Annotated in this window: 25 protein-coding genes; 2 read left to right on the forward strand and 23 right to left on the reverse strand. The window is 73.2% G+C overall.

Translation table 11 applies throughout. From position 1 onward, the window contains the following. Positions 1–62: 62 nt before the first annotated feature. From OG556_RS40205 to OG556_RS40280, 16 genes are all read right to left on the reverse strand, one after another. Positions 63–1,052 carry a hypothetical protein gene (locus OG556_RS40205; protein ID WP_371523254.1) on the reverse strand — a complete coding sequence of 330 codons (990 nt, stop codon included), beginning with the start codon at positions 1,050–1,052 and terminating at the stop codon, positions 63–65. 222 nt (positions 1,053–1,274) lie between these two features. Further along, complete coding sequence (locus OG556_RS40210; protein ID WP_331731424.1) at positions 1,275–1,526, reverse strand: hypothetical protein; 252 nt, start codon at positions 1,524–1,526, stop codon at positions 1,275–1,277. Between the two features lie 115 nt (positions 1,527–1,641). Next, positions 1,642–1,887 carry a hypothetical protein gene (locus OG556_RS40215; protein WP_331731426.1) on the reverse strand — a complete coding sequence of 82 codons (246 nt, stop codon included), beginning with the start codon at positions 1,885–1,887 and terminating at the stop codon, positions 1,642–1,644. 249 nt (positions 1,888–2,136) lie between these two features. Continuing rightward, a complete protein-coding gene (locus tag OG556_RS40220; protein WP_331731428.1) occupies positions 2,137–2,691 on the reverse strand; it encodes a hypothetical protein in 555 nt (184 codons plus the stop codon). 66 nt (positions 2,692–2,757) lie between these two features. Beyond that, positions 2,758–3,483, reverse strand: a complete 726-nt coding sequence (locus OG556_RS40225; RefSeq protein WP_331731431.1) for a hypothetical protein — start codon at positions 3,481–3,483, stop codon at positions 2,758–2,760. 112 nt (positions 3,484–3,595) lie between these two features. Next, a complete protein-coding gene (locus OG556_RS40230; protein ID WP_331731433.1) occupies positions 3,596–3,958 on the reverse strand; it encodes a hypothetical protein in 363 nt (120 codons plus the stop codon). 30 nt (positions 3,959–3,988) lie between these two features. Next, positions 3,989–4,522, reverse strand: a complete 534-nt coding sequence (locus tag OG556_RS40235; RefSeq protein WP_331731437.1) for a hypothetical protein — start codon at positions 4,520–4,522, stop codon at positions 3,989–3,991. 67 nt (positions 4,523–4,589) lie between these two features. Further along, positions 4,590–5,300: a hypothetical protein gene (locus tag OG556_RS40240; protein WP_331731440.1), complete on the reverse strand. Its 711-nt coding sequence runs from the start codon at positions 5,298–5,300 to the stop codon at positions 4,590–4,592. Positions 5,301–5,398: 98 nt separating this feature from the next. Continuing rightward, positions 5,399–6,061, reverse strand: a complete 663-nt coding sequence (locus OG556_RS40245) for a hypothetical protein (RefSeq protein ID WP_331731444.1) — start codon at positions 6,059–6,061, stop codon at positions 5,399–5,401. A 104-nt stretch (positions 6,062–6,165) separates the two neighbouring features. Continuing rightward, positions 6,166–6,966 (reverse strand): hypothetical protein, encoded by an 801-nt coding sequence (locus OG556_RS40250; RefSeq protein ID WP_331731447.1) that lies wholly within the window; start codon positions 6,964–6,966, stop codon positions 6,166–6,168. A gap of 2 nt (positions 6,967–6,968) precedes the next feature. Further along, positions 6,969–7,250 (reverse strand): hypothetical protein, encoded by a 282-nt coding sequence (locus tag OG556_RS40255; RefSeq protein ID WP_331731449.1) that lies wholly within the window; start codon positions 7,248–7,250, stop codon positions 6,969–6,971. Positions 7,251–7,589: 339 nt separating this feature from the next. Beyond that, a complete protein-coding gene (locus tag OG556_RS40260; RefSeq protein WP_331731451.1) occupies positions 7,590–7,919 on the reverse strand; it encodes a hypothetical protein in 330 nt (109 codons plus the stop codon). A 59-nt stretch (positions 7,920–7,978) separates the two neighbouring features. Further along, entirely contained in the window at positions 7,979–8,650 is a 672-nt protein-coding gene (locus OG556_RS40265; protein ID WP_331731452.1) for a hypothetical protein, read from the reverse strand. 123 nt (positions 8,651–8,773) lie between these two features. Further along, the gene (locus OG556_RS40270; RefSeq protein WP_331731454.1) at positions 8,774–9,097 is read right to left on the reverse strand and encodes a hypothetical protein; all 324 of its coding nucleotides are present in this window, start codon (positions 9,095–9,097) and stop codon (positions 8,774–8,776) included. A 56-nt stretch (positions 9,098–9,153) separates the two neighbouring features. Then, complete coding sequence (locus OG556_RS40275) at positions 9,154–9,909, reverse strand: hypothetical protein (protein WP_331731456.1); 756 nt, start codon at positions 9,907–9,909, stop codon at positions 9,154–9,156. A gap of 152 nt (positions 9,910–10,061) precedes the next feature. Then, positions 10,062–10,256, reverse strand: coding sequence for a hypothetical protein (locus OG556_RS40280; protein ID WP_331731458.1), 195 nt, complete (start codon positions 10,254–10,256; stop codon positions 10,062–10,064). Between the two features lie 135 nt (positions 10,257–10,391). On the opposite strand from OG556_RS40280, the gene OG556_RS40285 reads away from it, so the two are divergent. After that, positions 10,392–10,541, forward strand: a complete 150-nt coding sequence (locus OG556_RS40285; RefSeq protein WP_331731460.1) for a hypothetical protein — start codon at positions 10,392–10,394, stop codon at positions 10,539–10,541. Between the two features lie 73 nt (positions 10,542–10,614). Here the strand turns inward: OG556_RS40285 and OG556_RS40290 are convergent, their stop codons facing one another. Continuing rightward, complete coding sequence (locus OG556_RS40290) at positions 10,615–12,738, reverse strand: chromosome segregation protein ParM (RefSeq protein WP_371523259.1); 2,124 nt, start codon at positions 12,736–12,738, stop codon at positions 10,615–10,617. A gap of 458 nt (positions 12,739–13,196) precedes the next feature. On the opposite strand from OG556_RS40290, the gene OG556_RS40295 reads away from it, so the two are divergent. Next, a complete protein-coding gene (locus OG556_RS40295) occupies positions 13,197–14,441 on the forward strand; it encodes an IS110 family transposase (RefSeq protein ID WP_331731464.1) in 1,245 nt (414 codons plus the stop codon). 88 nt (positions 14,442–14,529) lie between these two features. On the opposite strand, the gene OG556_RS40300 is transcribed toward OG556_RS40295, so the two are convergent. From OG556_RS40300 to OG556_RS40325, 6 genes are all read right to left on the reverse strand, one after another. Then, entirely contained in the window at positions 14,530–15,054 is a 525-nt protein-coding gene (locus OG556_RS40300; protein WP_331731466.1) for a conjugal transfer protein TraB, read from the reverse strand. 22 nt (positions 15,055–15,076) lie between these two features. Continuing rightward, positions 15,077–17,650 (reverse strand): hypothetical protein, encoded by a 2,574-nt coding sequence (locus OG556_RS40305; protein WP_371523262.1) that lies wholly within the window; start codon positions 17,648–17,650, stop codon positions 15,077–15,079. A gap of 61 nt (positions 17,651–17,711) precedes the next feature. Then, positions 17,712–18,020, reverse strand: coding sequence for a hypothetical protein (locus tag OG556_RS40310; RefSeq protein ID WP_331731470.1), 309 nt, complete (start codon positions 18,018–18,020; stop codon positions 17,712–17,714). After that, a complete protein-coding gene (locus OG556_RS40315) occupies positions 18,017–18,511 on the reverse strand; it encodes a hypothetical protein (RefSeq protein ID WP_331731472.1) in 495 nt (164 codons plus the stop codon). Before OG556_RS40315 ends, OG556_RS40310 begins: the two co-directional genes overlap by 4 nt. Before the next feature lie 184 nt (positions 18,512–18,695). Beyond that, positions 18,696–20,480, reverse strand: coding sequence for a DUF2637 domain-containing protein (locus tag OG556_RS40320; RefSeq protein WP_331731474.1), 1,785 nt, complete (start codon positions 20,478–20,480; stop codon positions 18,696–18,698). Next, on the reverse strand, positions 20,477–20,878 hold the full coding sequence (locus tag OG556_RS40325; protein WP_331731476.1) for a hypothetical protein: 402 nt from the start codon (positions 20,876–20,878) through the stop codon (positions 20,477–20,479). The genes OG556_RS40320 and OG556_RS40325 overlap by 4 nt, the downstream gene beginning before the upstream one ends. Positions 20,879–21,015: the final 137 nt, after the last annotated feature.

Below are 21,015 nucleotides of genomic sequence, written 5' to 3' on the forward strand. Positions count from 1 at the left end.
GGTTTCTCAGGGGAGAGCCCCGGGGCACGGTGCCCCGGGGCCGGGGCAGGGCTGACCTGGGGTCAGGACTCCTGGGGGGCGGTCCTGGAGGCGTTGTACTGGGCGATCCACGCGCTCGGGTCGAGGCTGAGGGCCACGGCGGTCTCGAAGGCGGCCTCGATGAACTCGCCGCTGTCGAGCTCGTCGCTGATGGCGGCGGCGACCTCGTGCGCGCGGCGGGCGTCGATCCGCTCCAGCGCCCGCAGGGCCCGTACGGCCACGTGGGAGGAGCCGGCCACCGCGAGGAACGCGTCCGCCAGCGCACCGTCACCGGCGTAGCGGGCGTCCTTGATCGCCTCGTCGGCGACCACCATCCGCCGGAGCATCTCCCAGCGGATCGTGGAGAACTCGTCGTCGCCGTCGGGCAGCGGCAGCACCTCCACCGGGCGGCCGTCGGCCGCCGCGGAGGCGTGGGCGAGGGGCGCCTGCCACCCCTTGGCTACCGGCGCCTGCACGCCGACGAAGTCCTCCCCCAGCACGAGGAGGCTGCCGTCGTGCTCGGACACGCCGAGCCACACGTAGTCGCCGATGCCCTTCCAGCGGCGCAGGGTCGCGGTGTCGAGGGCGACCGGCTTCGGCGCGGTGCCGGTGGAGGGCTCCACGCGGGCGGCGATGAACGGCCGCCAGCCGCCGCGCAGAGGGAACTTGGTGGCGCTGACGGGCACGCGCAGGCTGCTGGTGAGCGTGGAGGCCTCCAGGCGGTCGGGGGCGACGATCAGACGGACGTCCTCGTCGTAGCCGCGGGTGCGGGCCCAGGCGGCGAGGCTGTCCGCGTCGTCGTCCTGGAGGGTGGTGCTCCACGGCTCGCCCTTCGCGCTGTCCGGGCCGCTGAGCGCGGCGCTACCGACGGCGACGGTGTAGCGGGAGGTGGTGACGGCGTGCAGGCGGACCGGGTCGGCGTCGAGCAGCGTGACCGAACCGTCCTGCCACGTGTCGGGCTTGGAGCGGTGGGGGGCGGTCTGGTCGAGGATCCGGGCCAGCTCGGCGGCCCGCAGGATGCTGGTGGCGATCATGGTCATGGCGTCCTTCGGCGGGTGTGGGCAGGGGCGGCCTGCCGGGCGGCGCGGCCGCGGTGAGGTGCGAGGGGTGTCGGGTGGTGCGGGGTCCGCTCGCTCGCCGGGCCGCGGGCCGGCTGGTCGGCGCGGCCGGGGCGGAAAGGGCGGTGGCTGGACCGGCGGCGCGGGTGGCGGTGTGGTGCCCGCCGGGGCGGGCACCACACGGGGTTCGGCGGCGGGTCAGCCGGCGATGTCGCCGTCGACCGGACGCAACCAGCGCTTCAGGTTCCGGCGCAGGTGTTCGCGGCCCACGCCCATGGTGTCCGCGACCTCGGCCTGGGTGCTGGCGTCGATCTCGGCCCGCACCGCACGCCAGAACTTCCGCTGGGCTGCGCCGATCTCCCGGTCCAGCTGCTCGGCTGCGGCGTCCAGGCGTCCCTTCGGGGTGTCGGGGTGCGTGCGGCGGGCGGGGGTCTCGTCGGGGGTGGTCATTGCTTCTCCGGATCAGTCGGGGACCATGGTGGTCGGGTCCCGGCCGTCTGGATCGGGTCCGGTGCCTCGGGGCGGCCGCGTGGCCGGCCAGCTCAGTCGGCCGCCCCGAGGTGGCTCAGATGCGGTGCTGGACGTCGCCGGTGCGGGAGTTCGCGGTGAGCCGCACGTGGTGGTGCCGGGCGAGCCCCCGGGTGTGGATGTCGCCCGAGACGGTGTTCAGGGTGACGGTCGCGGGGCGGTTCACCCCGTCCGGGGTGCGGACCTTGATGTCGCCGCTGGTGCTGGTCGCGGTGAGCTCGCCGCCCCCGAAGCCGCGGAGCGGGCCGGGGGTCCGGGCGGTGTGCTGGTTCTCGGTGGTCATGGGTACCTCTCGGTTCTGCCCCGGCAGGCCTGGGGCTCGGCGCCTGCGGGCAGGCGGCGGCGTTGCGGCGCGGTGGGCGCCGGTCGCGAGGGGCGGGCCGCGGACTTGGTGGTCCGCGGCCTGACATCCCCCATCATGCCACCGAAATGGAGGCCTCACAAGGCGAGGCCTCCATTTCGGTGGCGTCATTGAAGTGTTGGCCGCCCGGGGCTGGCTACTGCCCCGGCCCGCGGACGATCCGGCGGGGCATCAGGACCGGACGGCCCCGGCCAGGCGACTGGCGTAGGTGTAGCGGAGCCAGGACAGGGCCTCTCCCCCGTCGGCGGGGACCAGCCCGGCCACGGCGCGCAGTTGGTTGGCCGCCTCCACCGCGTCGGCCGACGCGGGGTCCGCGCCGTCCCGCAGCGACGCGACGTCCAGCGCCACCGCGTGGGCCAGCAGGTAGGCGTGCTCCATCCGCGCCGCGGCCCGGTCGTCGCCGGTGCCCCCGGGCGCCGTGCCGCTCCCGGCCACGGTGCCCTGCCACAGGTGGTAGGCCTCCTGCGAGCGCCGCAGCAGCGGCGGGAGCCGGAGGGGTTCGCCGTAGGCGGCAAGCACGGCGGCGTCGCCGGCGGCGAGCGGGCGGACCCGGGCGTCGGTGACGGCGGGGTGGTAGCTGACCACTGCGCCGTCGGGCAGTACCAGGTCCAGCGGCACCCGGGCCTGGGCCAGGTAGAAGAGCGTCTCCTGGAGCTGGTCGGGCGAGGTGTCGACGGTGACGGGGAGGGTGATGACGGGCCGGGCGGGCATCGCGTGGGTGGTCACTGGGCCTCCTGTAAAGGGGACGCGGAACGGTCTGGGGCGGATGTCGCCCGGCGGCCGGGACGGGGCCTACCGGGCGCGCAGCGCGTCGGCGCGGGCCTGGTAGATCCGGGAGAGGTGGGGGTGGGTGGTTCCGGCGGCGGCCTCCTGGTAGGCGCGCACGAGGCTGCGCCGGTCCGTGTGGACGGTGTGGTCGGGCGCCGGGTGGACGGTGCATTCCGTGGTCTCGCAGAACGGGTCGAGCGGCTCGGGCGCGCCCGGGGCGGGCTCGACGGGCGGCCGCGGGTAGCGAGGGGCGACACGTCGGCCGGCGAGGGAACGCAGCATCGCCGCGGCGAGGACGCGGCCCGGCTCGGCCGTACGCTCCCAGGCCGTGATGGTCATGCCGGCCTCGGGCAGGTGCTGGGCAATGACGGTCACGGCGTCGTAGCGCAGGCGCAGGTCCGGGGTGTGGTGTTCGACGGCGGCGAGGATGCCGTGCCCGGGCCGGCCGGTGTCCGGGCCGTACCGGTGGGTGTCGAGCCGGGCGGCGGCGCACTCCAGGGCGTCGGCCAGGGCGTCGAGGTCGGCGACGGGGGCGGGGGCGATCCTGCGGTGGGCGGCGGCCACGTCCCGCAGCTCGGCCCCGGTGGGGCGGTGCGGGCTGCGCGCGCCGTGGTCGTGCAGCGCTTCGACGCTCTGGCGGGTCAGTTCCCGCAGCAGCTGCGCGCTGCCGCGGGCGGCGAGGGTGAGCTCGGCGCCGAGGGAGGTGTGCCGGGAGCGCTCCAGGATCCCGGCGACGATGTGCGGGTGCATCTCAGTTCTCCTCGTGGCACGGCGGCCGGGCAGGCCGCGCGTCCGTGGGCGGGCGGGAATCGGGTCCGGGGCAGACCGGCGGGGCGCACGGGCCCCGCCGGTCTGCAGGCGGCTAGGCCAGGCGGTTCACCGGGCGGGAGCCGGAGCACGGCTGGGCGGCAGGCTCCAGCTCAGGAGCCGCCTGGTGACGGGCCGCATCCGGCAGCTCGGGCCGCCCGTCGGCCAGCGGCTCCAGGACGGCGAGCACGTCCGCGCCGGTCTGGACGACGACGTCCTGGCCGTCGGAGCTGACCGTGAAGCGCTCGTCCCACGGCACGGGAGTGCGTACTCCGCCCACCGACGGGGCGGGCCGGTAGTGCAAGACGGCGCCGAAGGGCAGGTCGAGGGTGGCCGACCCGTCCGGGGCGCCGGTCCAGGGGGCGGAATCGCGCAGCGGGCCGTCGGCGCCCAGGATGCCGCCAACGACGCCTACCAAGGTGTCCCACCAATGCTTTGACCTGCGGGTTCAGCGTTTACGCGCCAACCTTGGTGACAGGGTGCGCGAGGGCCGCTGCCTCCACCAGGCCCTCCAGGGACCAGGCCGGCGCCGGGGCGGGAAGGCGTCCCGGGGCAGGTCGTCCGGCGAGTCGGGCAGGCCGGCGAGTGCCGTGGGCCAGCCGGTGAACGTCTCGCCCTTGTCGTCCAGGTACACGATCGCGCCCGGCTTGACGTTCGTGACCAGGATCAGGTGTTCGGTCTCCCAGTAGTTGGTCTCCGCGCCGGGCAGCACGATGACCTTGCGGTCGATGTGGTGGCCCAGGTAGTGCGCGACGGCCTCGTGGTGCTCGCCGCCCCTTGCGGTGAACACCACGATCCGCCAGCCGCCGTCCAGGAGCGCGCGGATGCGCTCGACGGCACCGGGCAGGGGCGCGCCGCGCAGGCGGCCGCCGTCCCACGGTCCCTCGGGGTGGATGACCCCGTCGAAGTCGACGCAGATCGTCCGGGCGGACGGGGAGTCAACGCGGGCGAGGTCGATGGCACGGGTGAGCAGGGCGTTCATCGGGGTGGCTCCATGGGCTGAGGGTTGGCCGGGGCCGGGCGATCGCCGGCCCCGAGGCGCCGAGGGGTCAGGGCTGGTCCAGCGGGCGCCGGGGCGCCGGGACCACCGGGCCCGGCCGCACGGCGACGGTGACCAGGGCTGCCACCAGGACGGTGCGGTGGATCGTGATGTGCGGGCGCAGGAAGAAGGCGAGGCCGCGCAGGGCCGGGAGGGACACGGCGGCGAGGACGGCGGCGGTGACCGCGGTAGCGACGGTGCGGCCGCCGTCCGGGCTGGCCTGCCAGACCGCCGCCAGGGTGCCCGCTGACCAGCTGGTCCAGGCGATCCGGGCGACGGTGGAGCGCAGGACGCACGACAGCAGAGCGGCCGTCAGGCCGGTGGCCGCCCACAGCCGGTAGGCGTCGGCGGCGCTCAGCGGGAGGCCAGCGGTGTGCTCGGCGAGGTAGTGCCGCACGGGCCCGGTGACGGTGCCGGCCATCGCGCTCAGACAGGCGCCCGCCCCGCTGGCGGCGAGGACCTGCGCGGCCGCGGAGTAGAGGACGACGGCGGCGCCGGTCACGCCCAGGACGATCAGCAGGCGGGTGACCAGGCGTACCCAGCGGGCGCCGGCGCGCCAGCCGTGGTCGAGTGCGTCGCGCACGTCCTGGCGGCGGCGGTCGAGGAACATGCCTGGCGCGGTCACCCGGGCCCAGCGTTCGCGGGCGGCCATCCTGAGGGTGCGGCGGGCGGTCCCGGCTGCCGGGCCGGGCTCGGTGGTGGGCGGGTTGGTGGTGGTCATGGTCTGCTCCCGGGTCCGGGTCTGTGGTGGCTCGGTGCACGGAGCGGGCCCGGCCGGGGACGGCCGGGCCCGCTCGGGAGGTGAAGGCGCGGGGTGGTTCAGCGGCCCGCGATGGCGGGCGCCTTGGTGACCTCGGCCCACGGGCCGTCGGTGAGCAGGAGGGCGGAGCCGGCGCCGTAGGCCGGGGAGGGGTTGTCGGCGTAGAAGGGGAGGAGCAGCGGCACTCCCCCGCGCCAGCCGTCGTAGTGGCGCCACACGAAGCCGAGCGGGTTGTACGGCTCGCCCTCGGACAGGTAGGCGACGGTCAGGTCGTACTCGCGTCCGTTGCCGGGGTCGGTCCACCGGGTGGAGCCGATCTCCGTCTCCAGCATGGGGTTGCCGTCGACGTCGATGCGGCGGGCCGGCCAGGTGAGGGTGCACAGGTAGCCGGCGTGGTCCCAGCTGTTCGGGTGCGGCTTGCCGGGCTGGTGGATGTCGACGTGGACGGCCAGGTCCCGCAGGGGCTCGCGGCCGCGCAGGGCGGCGACGGCCAGCTGCGCCCGTCCGGCTTCGACGGGCAGGGTGTAGGGGTCCGTGTGGGTGCCGCTGCCCTCGGCGTTGGCGATCCAGCCGCGGAGGGTGGCGTAGACGCGGCCGTCCTGGTCGGGGGCGGCCTCGGTGGTCTCCCAGTCGGCGAGGACGAGTTCGCGGCCGTCGGTGAGGGTGACGGTGGCGTGGTCGCTGTCGGCGATGCGGTGGCGGTCGGTGTTCCAGGACTTCATCGGGAGGTTCTCCTCGGGTGCGGGCGGTCCCGGGAGGGGGCGGGCGGCGCGTGGGCGACGCCCGCCCCCTGCCGGTGGTAGTGGTGGCGGTTCAGGAGCCGGGGCTACGGGGCCACCGGGCCGGGCCCGGCGGTGCCGGCGTGGTCGGCGCCGTCCTCGGCGGCGGCCTGCTCGGCGAGGTGGTCCACGGCGCAGTTGCTGCACAGGTCCTCCAGCAGCAGCTCCGGCACCCACGCGCAGCCGCCCGGGCACGGGTCGTCCTCGGTGCAGCCGCAGCGAACGCACCGGGCCACGTCCGGTTCGGCGAAGGCCTCGACGAGGGCGGTGAGGAGGAGGCGGCTCGGGCCGGAGTCCGGGTTGGCGAGGGTGACCTGCCAGGCCCGCTCGGCGGCGGCGACCGCCTGCCCGCCCGCGCCCTTCCAGCGGAAGCGGACGGCGTCCGGCGGCATCCAGTCGCCGAACCGGGTCCACACCTGGCCGTTGTACGTGGTGACGACGATGCCCTCGGGCCGGGGCCCGTCCGGGGTGTCGGGGTGGTGCTCGACGTAGAGCAGGCCGTGCCGCTCGGCGGCCTGGCGCAGGGCGGTGAGGACGTCCGGGTCGTCGACGATGCCGGAGACGGCCTCGCGCTGCGCCCACCTGTCCAGGTACCAGTCGGGTCCCAACTGGCCGGGCTGGGAGCACTCGGTGACGTAGCCGGACCTGTTGCACAGGGCCAGGACCCGCACCAGGCCGGGGGTCTGGGTGGTCTCGGCGTCCGGGCCGAAGTTCGGCGCGTACCCGGGTTGTGAGGCGAGCGTGCCCTCCAGCCACCGGGCGGTCAGCTGGCCGAGGTCGGCCAGGGAGGTGGCGGAGCGCCAGGTGCGCCTGTCGGCGCGGGACATCCACAGGTGCTGCTTGAGCATGGTCAGGCCGCCGTTCGCAGGGCGCGCAGGTCGAGGCAGGGCGCGCAGTTCTGGGGCTGCGGGGTCAGGACGCCGTCCAGCCAGAGGTGCTGGCTGCAGAAGTGTCCGCCGCAACCGGTTACGGCGTCGTCGCCGGTGCTGGTGCCGCACTGGGTGGCGGGGCCGGGGTCGATCTCGTCGCCGCAGCTCGGGTCGGCGCAGGTGGTCACGGCGTGGTCGTCGGGGTCCTGCACGGCCGGGGCGGCCTCGATGCGGGCAGGGGCGTGGGAGGCGATGGTGGGCACGGGTTCCTCCAGAGGATCCGGTCGGCCGGTCGGCCGGCAACGCCTCCGAGGGACGCGCCGCCCGCCGCGCTGGTGTGCGGGGCGGGCGGCGCGGACCGGGGGCGAAGCCGGGCGACCGGTCAGTGCAGGTGCTGGCCGGCCAGGAAGAGCAGGAGCCCGATGGGCCCGAGGATGCCGAGCAGGTAGACGAAACGCATGGTGTGGTTCTCCTTGGGTCAGCGGCGGCGCCGGGCGTCCACACCGCCTCGCCGACCGCGCACGGTTGGGCGCGGCGTGCGCGGCGTGGTGGTGGGCGGCGTCACGGTCTGGACGTAGGTCGGGCGGAGGGCGAGCGGTCTGTCAGATGCGCTGGTAGCGCTGGGCGGCGGGGTCCCAGCGGGCGGCGTAGACCAGGCGGTTGAGGTCCTCGACGGCGCCGGGGGCGTTGGCGGGGCAGGGAATGAGGCCCATGCCGGGGACGTCGCGCACCCACCAGTCCCATTCGCGGCATTCGGCGTCGCCGGGCCACAGGCCGCTCCAGGTGCTGCGGCAGTCCTCGTCGTCCTCGTCGTGGCCGCAGGTCAGGCGCTGCCCACCGGTGAGGGGGCAGTGCGCGGTGTCGCAGCCGTCCTGGTGGAGCTCGCCGATGGCGGCCTGGCAGTCCGGGCAGCGGGGTACGGGGTGGGGCATGGTGGTGGTCTCCTGGTGATCGGATTCAGCGGGTCGGCAGGCGGGGCCTCGGAGTGGGGTCAGCCGTTGTGGTTGTTGATGGATCCGCGCCATCCGGCGGACTGGCGGCCGATGGTGGTGGTGTGGGTGCGGTGTACGAAGGCCAGCACGGTGCCGGTGGCGGAGGCTCCCTCGCCGCTGGCCGTCGCGGCGGGCGCGGTGCCGGGGGCCGCCGTGGTGGTGAGGGAGCGGAGCTTGCCGAGCAGGGTGGCCACGCCGAGGACGACGGCGCCGACGAGGACGGCCGTCCACTTCAGGAGTTCGCCGATCTTGTCGGCGTGCGGGGCGACTTCGGCGATGGCGGCGCCGAGCATCCACATCGCCCCTCCGGCGGCCAGCGCGGCCAGGGAGCCGAAGACGATGTACTGGCGGACCGCCAGCGGCAGGCCCTGGTCGGCGGCCGGCGCGGCCGCCGGGACAGGGGCGGGGGCCATGGTGTCGACGGCCCGGCGGTGGGCGGCGATGCGCTCTTCGGCGGCGTCCACGAAGGCGGTCACGTCGAAGACGGGCACGGCTTCGGCCTGGCCGTCGACGATCGCGGGCACGAGATCGGTGTCGTCGCGGTCCCGGCCCACCGTCATGGCGACGATCCGTCCGTTGATCCGCGCGGCCGTGTAGCCGTCTGCCAGGAAGGTGACCTTGGCCGGGTCGAGGAGCAGGCCGTTGTCGGGGCTGTTGTTGGGAGTGGACACGGAGAACTCCTTCGGGGGATGGATCAGAGAGGGGTGAGGACGCCGGGGCGGGGCCCTGGGCCGCAGCGGTTTAGCGCTCGGCCGGGCCCCGCCTGTGACGGGGCGAACGGTCCGGACGTCCGGTCAGATCAGGGCGCCGGCCTCGAAGGCCTCCAGCACAGCGCTGGCGCCCTGCGGGGTGAAGCTGCGGGTCTCGCGCCAGCGGCGCCCGCCGTACTCGGCCGGCGTGTACTCCAGCGACACCTCGACGTACTCGTCGGGGCCGTCGGGGCTGTCCTCGCTGTCGTCGAAGGCGAGCAGCAGGTCGGTCAGCTGACCCATGGTGAGGTCGCGCCGTTCCACGTGGTCGGAGACGTCGTCGGTGAGCGTGAGGGTGACTTCGGTCAGGTCCGTGGCGGCCGGGACGGTGTCGGCGGCCTGGGGGACGGTGACGGGTTCGGGTCGCACGAGGGGCTCCTGTCCTCGGTGGTGGGCTGGGCGGGTGGAGTGCCGTCGGGTGGCGGTCAGGCGCCGGGCATCGGCGGCCAGGTCCGGAACAGCACGGGCTCGCCGAACGGCAGGGTCAGCAGGCCCGTGCCGGGCAGGTCTTGGTCCTGGCCGCTGCTCCCTGCCCCGGCGAGGAGCTCGATCCGGCTGCCGTTGGCCAGGGTCCGCCCCAGCGGGCCGGGCACGGACGTGTCGGGCCGGTCCACCGAGCGCAGGCTCAGGCCGCCGCGGCGGGCCCAGCGGGCGATCGCCTCCAGCTCCCGCCGGATCCGCTTGTCCTGCTTGATCAGGTCGGTCAGGCCGACCAGGGTGAGGGTGACCAGGGGCTGATCGGCCGTCGGCCGGTATCCCTCGAAGGTGGGCTGGAGGACGTCGTCGTGGACACGGGCGAGGACCAGCTCGCGGGCCTCGTTGAGCAGTTCGACGGCGCGCTCCATGGTGTCCGCGTGCCGCTTCGGCGGGCGGTGCGCGGTGTGGGCGCTGTGCAGGTCCACCGTCCAGGGCTCCACCAGGGTGGCGGCGTGCTCGGCGTCCCACAGCGTGTTGAGCAGCGTGCCGATCTCGCTGCCGGCACGGCCGGTGATGGTGGCGGGGGTCGCGCCGTCCGGGCTGTACAGCTCCAGGACGGCGTCGCCGCCGTCCGGGTGGCGGCCGATCGCGACGGTGCCCGCGTCGGCGTCGAACAGGGTCTCGGCGTTCGGCCGGGCCGACGTGGCCTGCCAGGCGGCGAGTTGGGCGGTGGTGAGGGCGTTGGCGGAGAAGTGGTGGTGCACGGAGTTGTCCTTCCGGGGATGATGCAGGGCGCGTCAGCCGCTGCTGCCGCGCCCTGTGGGGTGTTCGGTTGTCGGCGCCCGCCGGTTGGCGGCAGGCTGCCGGGGCCCGGTGCCCGTCTCGCCGGGCCCGGGCTGGTCCGGGGGTGTGCCGGTCAGGCGGCCAGGTTGGTGAAGAAGCCGGTGACGGAGTGGAGGGCGGCGGCGATCGACGGCGCCATGGCGGTCTGGTCCAGGCAGAAGCCGAAGACGACGAAGACGGCGGCCCTCCAGTACGCGACGTGGTGGCGCCAGAGCTGGTAGCCGGCCAGGACACCGGTGATGGCGATGAGGGAGACGGAGACGATCACGGCTGGACTCCAAGGACGGAAGGGGTGGGGTGGCGGCGGCCAGGGTGGCCGGAGTTGGACAGGGGCCGGGCCGTGGGGCGGCATGCTGGTATCTGTGCCGCACGGCGCGGCCGACACGACCGGGAGGGTCTCCCTGTGGCGCACCTGCATTACGTCTGCTGGAACTGCGAGGCGGACTGTGTGGTCCACGGCGACTACTGCGGCTGCTGCGATTCCGTGGATGTGCCGACGGAGTGGGACTGCTGGGACTGCGGGGCGGTGAACAGCACCCCCGAGGACGACTGACCGCTCCGGGCCGTCACCGGGGCGCCCGTCCCGGGGGTGGCGGCCGCGGTGTCGCGGCCCCGCCCCCTGGGGGTCAGCGGCCGAGCTTCTGGAGCGCGGCCAGGGCCTCGTCGCCGGAGCGGATGTTGCTGCGCCCGGGTAGCTGACGTCCCTTGCCGCCGCCCTTGCCGTTCCCCTTTGCCCCGCTCTTGCGTGCGGGCTTGGGCTCGTCGTCCATCCAGGAATCGTCCTCGTCCGGCTCGTCGCCGAACTCGCCCGGCCGGGGCGGCACCGTCCAGTCGAACCACAGGCCGCGCGCTTCGAGTCCGGCGATCTCGTGGGCGGTGAGGCCGAAGACCTCGTCGGGGAACAGCGGCGCGATGGGCTTGTTGAAGTCAATGAAGAGGGTGCGCAGCATCTCCGGCTTGCGGCCCGGGACGATCCACCCGACGCCGCCGGTGTTGGAGTCGGAGGGAGGCTCCGCCTCGCCGCTCAGGATCCGCTTGATCCGGCCTTCCGCCTCCGGGGAGAACGAGCGCGGCAGCGGGTCCGGGATGTTGTCGGGGGCGATGCCCAGGGCTTTGAACATGCTCGCGACCTTGTCCGCCGCCACTTTGAGGATCACCGGGGCGGGCGAGTTCTCGCGGATGTTCTCCTTCAGCAGCTGTGTGAAGCCGTCCTGGACGTAGATGCTCTGACCGGCGACGTTTTCGCCGATGCCGTACTTGCGGCCCTTCACCGTCCCGGACTCGGCACGGTCCATGATCTCCTGGCCGTAGTCCTCGTCGCGGGCTGCGGACAGGAACTCGTCCCAGAACACCGCGAGCGGCCGGTACGGGCAGCCGGGCTTGCCCGCCTGCCATTCGTGGACCTTGCCGTCGGCCCACGGCATCGTGCCGCGGATCTCCATCAGCGCGTCGAGGGCCCGCAGCGCGCGCACCATGTACAGCGGTCCGACGCCGTACCGGTCGCAGTGCACGCCCAACGCGGCGGTCTTCTCGTCCGGGGCTTCCGTCACCAGCCAGATCACGGCGCCCCAGTGGGCGTTCGCGCACACCGCCAGTGCCATCAGCTGAGTCTTGCCGCCGCCCGACGGTGCCACGAAGAGGCCGTGGGCAGCTCCCCGGTCGGTGTGCACGCGGTTGCGGGCCGGCTGGCCGTTGGCCAAGTACCCGGTCGTGTACCAGCCGTCCGCGTCCGGGGTCAGCAGCTCGCGGGTGGCCGGGTAGACCTTGGCGAGCGGGGAGACGTCCCACACCGACACCAGGACATCGCGGCCGTCGAAGTCGACGAACACCCGGCCGTCCTCGTGCCGGGCGCCCAACGCCCGGGCCAGCGCCACGTGGTCGACGCGCGGCTCGCCGGCGGAGTCGGGCAGCCGCGCGGTCCAGCGGGTAACGCCCCGCTCGTCGTCGCGGAACCGGTTGGTGTACCGGGAGCCGGGGATCGCGTCCTCTCCGATCCCGTCCTCCCACCACTCGGCGGTGGTGGGCTTGGTACGGCGCCGGTGGCGTTCGTCGGGGATCACCTCGGCTTCCTGCCAGCCGGGGCCTGCCTGACGGCCGGCCATCTGGGTGGTCTCGACGAGCCGGATGTCGTCCTCGTGGGCGCCGAACGCGGCGGCGATGTCGGCCTTGCGCAGTCCGCTGATCGGTCGCCCCGGCTCGTTGGCCCGCAGCAGCACGGTGAAGTCGTGGCGCTGGCCGGGGTGGGGCTTCGCGACGACCACGTGGGTGCGGGCCGGGTCGCCGGCCTTTTTCCACAGGATGCGCACGCCCTGGGTGAACGGGTCCGCGCCGTCGTCGGTCGGCTCCGGAGCCTCTTCCTGCGGGGCGGCGGTGAGCACCGGCGCCTCCGGAACGGCGGCCAGGGCCTTGCGGCGGCGCCGGTAGCGGCCGGTGGTCCGCGCGATCGGCACCACCGCGCAGCACAGCCACGCCCAGCCTCCGGCCAGCGCCGCGTCCCACCCCCAGCCGGGGATGCGGTAGGCGGCGTAGTCGACGGCGGCGGCCAGGGTCAGCGGCGCCAGCCGCACCAGCCAGCGGCCGGCGCTGTCCTTCTCCGTGCACACCACGATGAGGCTGGCGGCGACGCCGATGCCGCCGGCGCAGGCGACGGTGACGGGGACGGGGTGGTGGGCGGGCAGGCTAGCGGCCGCGCCGAGAAAAGGAGCGGCCGCCAGGTACAGGGATCGTTCCAGCTTGACGGCGAAGGCCACCGGGGAAGTCCTAATTCGTGAGTAGTGGTTCCAGTCGGCCCGGTTGGGCCGGTGGACTTGCTGTCGGGTGGAGCCGGTTCTCGTCAGGGTTTCCAGGCCTGGAGCGAGTTCGGCCGTTCCATCCGGGGTGGGTTTCGCGGTGGTCACGTGGGCGCCGGGCTGACTCCTCTGTGGTCCCGGCCCGGCGAGGCCTTATGAAAGACCGGTGGCGCCCGGCGCTCTCGGGCCACCGCGAACTCCGCCCGCCGGTTCGAACGTTGATCGTTGCGGTGTGAGCTCTCCGCAGGGCGACCTCTTCGATTCCTCCCGAGCCGTCGAGCTCTGTCGAAGATGGAGGCCCCTGCGGTCCGCTGGTGCCGCGAACGGCTTGTGAGATGGCGGACCGATCGAGTCCTGGAATTAGGTCGCCGCGTGGCCCGCACAGGCTCACCACCTGCGCGAACAGCAACAGAACGGAGATGGATGTGACAGTGTTCTGCGGCATCGACTGGGCCGAGTCCCACCACGACGTCGCCCTGGTCGACGAATCGGGCAGCCTGCTCGCCAAACGCCGCATCAGCGACGACGCGGCCGGCTACCGGCTGCTGCTGGACCTGCTCGCCGAACACGGCGACAGCCCTGACGAACCGATACCGGTGGCCATCGAGACCGGCCGAGGCCTGCTCGTCGCCGCCCTGCGGACCGGCAAACGGCCCGTCTACGCGGTCAACCCGCTCGCCGCCGCCCGCTACCGCGACCGGCACAGCGTCTCCCGCAAGAAGTCCGACCCCGGCGACGCCCTGGTCCTGGCGAACATCCTGCGCACCGACATGCACGCCCACCGGCCGCTGCCCGCCGACTCCGACCAGGCCCGCGCCATCGCGGTCCTCGCCCGCGCCCAGCAGGACGCGGTCTGGAACCGCCAGCAACTCGTCAACCAGGTCCGCTCGCTTCTGCGCGAGTACTACCCGGCCGCTCTGGACGCCTTCCTCGGCAAGCAGTACGGCCTGGCCCGCGCGGAGGCCCGCGCCGTGCTGGCGGCGGCCCCGACCCCGGCGAAGGCCGCGCGGCTGAGCCTGGCCCAGCTGCGGTCCGCCCTCAAACGAGCCGGCCGACAGCGCGGCATCGACGCCGAGGCCGAGCGCCTGCGGGAGGTCTTCCACGGCGACTACGCCCGCCAGCCCGCCGCAATCGAGGACGCGATGGGCTACCAACTGGCGGCACTGATAGGCCAGTTGGATGCGGCCTGCGTCGCGGCCAACGAGCTCGCCGAGGCGGTGGAGACCCATTTCCGACAGCACCCGGACGCTGAGATCATCCTGAGCTTCCCTGGACTCGGGGTCCAGCTCGGCGCCCGGGTGCTCGCCGAGATCGGAGACGACCGGACCCGCTTCACCGACGCACGCGGCCTCAAGGCTTACGCCGGCTCGGCGCCGATCACCCGCGCGTCCGGCAAGAAACGCTACGTCGGACGCCGCTTCATCAAGAACAACCGGCTCATCACCGCGGGCTTCCTCTGGGCCTTCGCCGCCCTGACGGCCTCGCCCGGAGCCAACGCTCACTACCGGCGAAGGCGAGACCAAGGTGACTGGCACGCCCAGGCCCAGCGCCACCTGTTCAACCGCATGATCGGCCAGCTCTACCACTGCCTGCAGACCGGACAGCTCTTCGACGAACAACACGCCTTCACCTCCTCATCGGCAGATCTGGCCGTCGCGGCTTGACTTGTTAGGCACGTGAGATGTCTTTCAAGGAGCGGGGTGGGCACGCCGTCGTCGGCGTGCCCACCCTCGGGGGGATGGTTGCGGTGCGCTACCGGGAGAAAAAATCCGGCTTCGGGGTGCGCCACTTTCGGCCCTTGCGGACACGGTGCAGGGCGCCGTAGTACTTCGCGTGGGCACGCCGGACCGAGTAGGCGTCCTTCGCGGCCTGCTGCGCGGCGCGGAGCATCTTGCGCACGGCCCTGGCGGCCTCGGTCTGGGCGGTCGAGACCTCCTGGGTCATCCCGACGAACACATCGTCGAGCTGGGCGCGGTTGATGGCGTCGGCCGCGTGGGCGGCTTCCTTGGCCGTGGCGCGGGCCCGCCGGTCCAGGCCCTCCAGGTGGTCGACGGCGGCGGTCATCGCCTCGATCACTACCGTCAGCTTGTGCTGGACGGCCTCGTACCGGTGGTCGCCGTCGCCGACGGCCGGGACCCGGCGACGACGACGGCGGATCTTGGAACTCTTCCGCGGCACGAGTGCGGCTTCGGGCTCCGGGATTCCGCCGGCGTCGACGGGGGTGAGGGCGCTGCCGGGGCCGGGGACGGCCGGCAGGCCGCCCGTCTGGTCGCTCATGGGTGTGCTGTCTCCCTTCCTTCTAGTCGTGGTGCACGGCGGCGGAGGCCATGTCGAGGCCGGTCTCGTCCATGGCGGCGCGGTCCTCGCTGTAGACCCGTGCGACCGCGTGGGCGGCGGCGGCGGACACCGTCGCGGCTGTCTCGGCTTCTGTGGCCAGGATCTTGGCCTCGCGTGCCGTGATGGCCGCGAGGTCGGCCAGGTCCGCCAGCAGGTTGGTCACCTTGGCCTCGATGTTGTGGTTGCCGACCAGGTCGCCGCTCATCTCCCGCAGCGCGATCGCGAGGAACTCCAGGTGCCCCACCGCCTGCAGCACCATCTGGTAGTCGTTCTCCGAGTTGACCGCGATGTTGGTCATCAGGGCCAGGTACTCGTCCAGGGTGATGTCGGTGCGGTGCTGACGCGCCATCTGCTGGCGGCGGCGCCTGCGGGCCCTTCGGCTGCGGTCCGGCCGGACCACCGGCGACTTCTCCGAGTCCGGCTCGGGTGGCGGGGTGGGCACCACCGGCGCCACCGACGGCTCGGTGTCCTCCACGATCACGGCATCCGGGATGCCGTCCTCGTCAACGCCCGCCCCCGCCACGCCGGCGGGAGCCTGCCCGGTCATGCCCGCGCCGGGCTCGGATGGCGGGGTGGGCACCACCGGTGCCGCCGGCGGCTCGGCGTCGTCCACGATCACCGCGTCGGGGATGCCACTCTCGTCGATGCCCGCGCCGGGTCCGGGCTGCGGGGTGGGCGCCACCGGCGCTGTGGCCGGCTCGGTATCCTCCACGATCACGGCATCCGGGATGCCGTCCTCGTCGACGTCCGCCCCCGCCGCGCCGGCGGGAGCCTGCTCGGCCCTGCCCGCGGCGACCGTCTCCGGTTCCGGATCGGGCCCCGGCACTCCCCCGCCGGGCGGCGCCTTGTCGTACACCCGGTCCTTCAGGAAACTGACCCAGCCGTCGCCCGTACTCGCACCCGGGGGCGGCACCTCGGCGCCGGCGTCCGCTGCGCCTTCGTGCACGGGTCCGGGTTCCGCTTCGGGATCGGGGCCGTGAGCCGACGGCCCTTCACCGGGGTTCTCGTCCCTCGGAGTCTTCGTCAGGTCGACCTTCAACGGCGGCTCGTCGATCTTCAACGACGAGGCGTCCGGCTCCGACGACACCTCGTCGGACTTCGACTCCTCGTCGCCCGCCTTCAGCTCCGGGACCTCGCCCTTCACCGCCCCCTCGTCGGACTTCGACTCCTCACCGTCCGCCTTCAGCTCCGGGACCTCGCCCTTCACCGCCCCCTCGTCCGGCTTCACCGCCCCCTCGTCCGGCTTCGACGCCTCGTCGTCCGGCTTCACCGGCGTCTTGTCGTCGTCCTCCTTGCCGTCGGAGGAGTCCCGGAGCCGCTTGAGGCGCTCGGAGACGGCGCCGGCGAGCGTGCGGGGGGCGTCGCCTTCGCTCTCGGCCTGGCGGCGTGCCTTTCGCTGTTCCCGGCGGTCGCGGCGGTCGCCGTAGTTGTCGTCCCAGACCCGCTGCCGGTTCTGGCGGCGCTGCGCCCGGTCCGCGGTGCGGTCGCCCAGGTTGGCGGCCTGCCGCGAGGACTGACGCTCCTGGAAGCCGCGGGAGAGCTCCGCAGCGGCGCTGGTGGCGGGCGATCGGCTGCCGCCGTCCGCCGAACTGCCGCCGCTTCCACCCCGGCCCCCTCCAGACCCGCCCTGGCGCCCACCGGAGCCGCCGGACGACTTCGGAGTCCCGTCGGGGCCACTGGACCCGCCAGAGGAGCCCCCGGGGCCCTTCTTGGTACCGCCGGAGCCCAACCCTCGGTCGCCGCCGCGGTCATGAGGCCCGCCTTGCGGCCGGCTGGTGTCGCGCCCACCACTCGGGCTCCGGTTCGTCGAGCTGCCACCCGACCCTCCGGAACCACTCGGGCCCCGGTTCGTCGACCCGCCACCCGACCCTCCGGAACCACTCGGGCCCCGGTTCGTCGACCCGCCACCCGACCCTCCGGAACCACCCTTGTGGAATCCCTTGCCCGTGTCCGCGCCGCTACCGGTGGCCGCGCCCTTTCCGCGCGCCGCAACCAGGGCGGCGCGGGCGTCGACATGGGCTTTCTGCAATTCGTTGTGCTGCGCCAACAGCGACATCTCGCGTTCGGTCTGCGCGTTCAGGCGCGCGACTTTGTCGGCGACCTCCGCTTCCCGGAAAGGCGCGTGTTCGTCCCTTTCGGCACGTGCGCTGTCGACCCGGAATTGCAGCCAATCCGCGATCAGATCGGCAAGGGAGCGACGCTCGTGGTATTCGCCGTATTCCTCCTCCTCGCTTTCTTCGTATTCCTCTTCTTCGGGCTCGGCGGCCTGTCGGGCGGGGATTCCCTCGGACCGCATGTAGGAGGCCGGATTCGGCAGTCTGGGGGCCGCCGGGATTTCCGGCGTGGGCGCGGGGGCTTCCGGCTCCCGGGCGGTGTCCGCGTAGCGCGGAATCGGGGGTGCGACGTACGGCTGGTCGCCGCCGCCAGGGAAGGTGATCACCCGCCCGTTGGTGTCGTCGGACACGCTCGTTCCCTTCGAGGGGGGTTGACAGAGGGTGGGGTTCTCGTGCACGCGTGCACGCGTGCACGGGTGCACGCGATACGCGCGCGCGACGGACCCGCCGCCGGTGCGGCGGGGCCCTCGTGGTGACGCTTGGTTACTTCGGGGGGAACTGGTCGGTGACCGACTTCGCGTAGACCTGGAGGTCGTCCCAGACCCGCGGGTCGCCGGCCGCCCGCCGCTGCATCGCGGTCAGGAACAGCCGGAGCACCATCGCCCAGCCGCCGAAGACGTCGGTGCGACCGGCTTTGAATTCCTGGACTACCCATTTGCGGGTCACGCGGAGCCAGGATTCCGCGCCGCCTTTGTCGTCGCCGCGCAGCTCGATCGCCTGGGATTCGCCCTCGACGTAGAACCGGCGCTGGTTCGACTGGCGCCTCTCGATGCCGATCTGCGGCCGCGTCATGCCGACCGCCTGTCATTCAGATCGAACATCGTCCGGGGCTCACTGTAGCTGCTCTTCTGCGGCAGAGGAACCTGGCCGGCACTCTTGTTGACCGGCAGCGATTTCGAGCGGCTCTTATTCGCCTTTTTCAGGGCCTTCGCGGACCGTTTCACAGGAAGCGCGGCCACCTTCTCGTCGTAGCTGCGCCGCTCCAGGGTGGCCTTTTCCAGAGACTTCGCGGTTTTCTCCAGATTCTTGATGAGCGATTTCAGCTCGCCCTCGACCGGCCGGGCCCGCACCCAGGCGTCGTAGAACCGGTCGCCCGGGACCTCGGTACCGCGCAGCTCGACCTGGACCTCCTGGGCGAGCTGTCCGATCGCCTTCCGGAGCGTCACCAAAGTGCCGTAGACGTCGCCGAGGTAGCTGTCGAAGGCGACCGGGTCGGCCGCGACAAATTTCAAGGCCTCGCGGGTCAGGGGCGGGTTGGCCTCGGGGGTCTCGTTTCTGGTCATCACTGCCTCCAGGAGAGGTTCGGGATCGGTCGCGGCCTGGCCGTGACCTGGTTCTTCTTCGACCCGGGCTCCGGCCGGTCGGCCGGGTCGTGAGGGGTGCTCGGCGCCGCAGCGCCTTCCCCGGCCACCAGGACGGCGTCCTGGTGGCCGGAGGAGGGGCCGGGATCCGGTCGTACAGGGCTTCTCAGGCCTCCAGGGCCTCGGCGTCCGGTCGGCCCCTGTAAGCGGCCCAGAACAGCCGCTGCAGCGGACTGTCGGGGTCCTCCAGGTGCTTCTTGGCCAGGCCCCGGCGGGTGGAGGCCGTCCCGGTGGAGCAGCCGAGTTCGCGCTCGATCACGTCGTTAGTGACCGTGTTCTCGTCCTCGGCGGCCACCAGCAGGCCCATGATCCGCACCACGTCGAAGTCGACCTGGCCCAGCCGCTCGCGAGCAGCGGCTTCAGCCACGCGCGCCCGGCTTTCAGTCGCGCGCCGCTCGGCTTCAACGGCCCGCTCGGTGTCCGCGGCCGTCTTGGCCCGGAACTCCGCCGCCGCAGCGCGGGCCTCCTCCGCCGTGCGCTCGTCTTCAGCGGCCGTGCGGGCGACTTCAACGGTGGCCTGGCGGGTTTCAACGGCCTTGCGGGCGGCTTCAGCGGCGTCCAGCTCGTTCTGCTGGGCGGTCAGCAGTTCCTCCGACTTGGCCAGCCGGCCAAGTGCCCCCATCCTGGCCGCGTGCTCGGCGGCTTCAAGCTCGATCTGCTGGTTCTGCCGGTCCGCTTCGACCTCCAGGCGCTTCTCCTCCATCCTGGCCTTGAGCTGCTGGTTCTTGCGTTCGAGGTCGGCCAGGAAGCGCCGATTGGCGGTCTCGTCCTGGATGGCCTGGATCTCGGCCGCCGCCTCGTCTTGAACCTTCTGCAGTTGGGCTTGATGATCGGCCGCCTGCCGTTGAAGCTCGACTTCCCGGAGTTGGAGCTCGTTGTCGATCGCGGCCTTGGTCTCGATCTCCGCCAGCTTCAGCTGGCCATCGGCACGGATCTCGGCGGCCTGCGCTTGAAGGCGTTCCTCGCGGATTTGAAGGTCGGCGTGGATCTGTTGAACCTCGGCCGCCGCTCGTTGAAGGGCGGCCTCCCCGGTCCGGCGTGCGGCCTTCATCTCTTCCTCGAAGGGGATCGCCAGGGCCTGGTCGACGCTGAAGCCGGCCTGGGCCATCTTGAAGGGCAGAAGCTCGTCCGGCTTCGCCTTCGTCCTCCACTCCTCACCGTGCTTCTGGTGTAGGCGCTCCTCGTACACCGCCAGCCCGTGGGCCATGGCCACGACGATGGCGTAGGGCTTGTTCCACAGCACCATCTGGCGTGAGTGGTGGGCGGTTTTGAAGGGCGAGAGGATCCACCGGTTGAGTGGCGGCATCCCGAGGTCGGCGGCTCCGTGGAGCAGTTTGTTCCGGCGGCCGATGTAGTGGCGGGCCGCCTCGACGGCCGCGATGTAGAGGATGGGGATGATGCCGTGCATCGCGGCGGCGAGCGGGTCCTTGAGGATCGGGCCCGAAGCGGCGGCGTTGAAGGCGATGGTGGCCAGGGTCAGCCCCAGGGCGATCCAGCGCAGAAGCGGGAGGCGGACCCGCTTGTGGACCAGGTAGAGGTCGATGGCTTGCAGCGCGATGATGCCCGCGTCGATGCCGATGGGGAACAGGTAGGAGAAGTCGCCGAAGTTCTTGCGGTCGGCGAGGTTGCGCAGCGTGCCGTAGGAGCCGATGAACCCGATGCCGGCGACCACCGCGCCCATGCCGACCGCGCCCGCCGTCAGGACGCTCAGGTATCCGCCGTCATCCTTCTCCTGCTGCCCGTCGTCGGGCTGCGCCTGGAGGTCGTCGTGGTCGTAGGTGCTGTCGGGCTTGTCGTGCAGGCCGGGCGGCCTTTCGGTGATCGAGATCAGTTGGGAGGGCAGGAGGCTCGGGGGGTGGCCGTTCGCCTTCTTGATGGTGGGGACGGTCACGGCGCCGTCGGCTCCTTTCGGGGGGAGGTGGGGGCGGGCATCGCGAGGGCTGCCCGGTGCGGGTTCGGGGTACTGATGGTGGCCAGGTGCCTGTCCAGCCGGTGCAGTTGGTCGTCCAGGGCCTTCGACCTGGCGGCCAGCCGTGCCTCGGCGGCGAGGGCCTCGGCCTGGAGCTCCTCGGCGGCCCAGGCCTTGTCAGACGCGGGTTCTTCGGGGAGGTAGACCGGCTCGAAGCCGGCGGCCTCGATGTCCGCGACCTCGGCCGGGCTGAGCTGGTCCCCCGGTTCGTAGACGTCGGGGGCGGGTCGGGTGCGCCGGGCCCTGGCCAGTTCCGCCGCGGCGATCAGCAGCAGCACGGGCAGGAGCGCGAGCGCGGTCGGTACGGGCGGAACGGGCATGAGCGCCTCCGCAGGTCGTGCTGGCCGGTCCTTCCGGCTCTCCGGTCCGCCCGGCCGCACCTCGGGAGAGGTGGGCCGGGCGGACCGGGCAACCGGCGGACGGGCCCGGCGCGCGGGACCGGAAGGTCCGCGCGCCG

The sequence above is a fragment of the Kitasatospora sp. NBC_01300 genome, assembly GCF_041435235.1.
Lineage (GTDB): Bacteria > Actinomycetota > Actinomycetes > Streptomycetales > Streptomycetaceae > Kitasatospora.

What these genes read in the sequence shown, in the direction of transcription:
- OG556_RS40240 (WP_331731440.1), bottom strand. Translation starts at nt 5,300, where the DNA reads ATGACCACCACCAACCCGCCCACCACCGAGCCCGGCCCGGCAGCCGGG.
- OG556_RS40235 (WP_331731437.1), bottom strand. Translation starts at nt 4,522, where the DNA reads ATGAACGCCCTGCTCACCCGTGCCATCGACCTCGCCCGCGTTGACTCC.
- OG556_RS40260 (WP_331731451.1), bottom strand. Translation starts at nt 7,919, where the DNA reads ATGCCCCACCCCGTACCCCGCTGCCCGGACTGCCAGGCCGCCATCGGC.
- OG556_RS40325 (WP_331731476.1), bottom strand. Translation starts at nt 20,878, where the DNA reads ATGCCCGTTCCGCCCGTACCGACCGCGCTCGCGCTCCTGCCCGTGCTG.
- OG556_RS40225 (WP_331731431.1), bottom strand. Translation starts at nt 3,483, where the DNA reads ATGCACCCGCACATCGTCGCCGGGATCCTGGAGCGCTCCCGGCACACC.
- OG556_RS40300 (WP_331731466.1), bottom strand. Translation starts at nt 15,054, where the DNA reads ATGAGCGACCAGACGGGCGGCCTGCCGGCCGTCCCCGGCCCCGGCAGC.
- OG556_RS40210 (WP_331731424.1), bottom strand. Translation starts at nt 1,526, where the DNA reads ATGACCACCCCCGACGAGACCCCCGCCCGCCGCACGCACCCCGACACC.
- OG556_RS40245 (WP_331731444.1), bottom strand. Translation starts at nt 6,061, where the DNA reads ATGAAGTCCTGGAACACCGACCGCCACCGCATCGCCGACAGCGACCAC.
- OG556_RS40250 (WP_331731447.1), bottom strand. Translation starts at nt 6,966, where the DNA reads ATGCTCAAGCAGCACCTGTGGATGTCCCGCGCCGACAGGCGCACCTGG.
- OG556_RS40295 (WP_331731464.1), top strand. Translation starts at nt 13,197, where the DNA reads ATGGATGTGACAGTGTTCTGCGGCATCGACTGGGCCGAGTCCCACCAC.
- OG556_RS40215 (WP_331731426.1), bottom strand. Translation starts at nt 1,887, where the DNA reads ATGACCACCGAGAACCAGCACACCGCCCGGACCCCCGGCCCGCTCCGC.
- OG556_RS40310 (WP_331731470.1), bottom strand. Translation starts at nt 18,020, where the DNA reads ATGACGCGGCCGCAGATCGGCATCGAGAGGCGCCAGTCGAACCAGCGC.
- OG556_RS40315 (WP_331731472.1), bottom strand. Translation starts at nt 18,511, where the DNA reads ATGACCAGAAACGAGACCCCCGAGGCCAACCCGCCCCTGACCCGCGAG.
- OG556_RS40205 (WP_371523254.1), bottom strand. Translation starts at nt 1,052, where the DNA reads ATGATCGCCACCAGCATCCTGCGGGCCGCCGAGCTGGCCCGGATCCTC.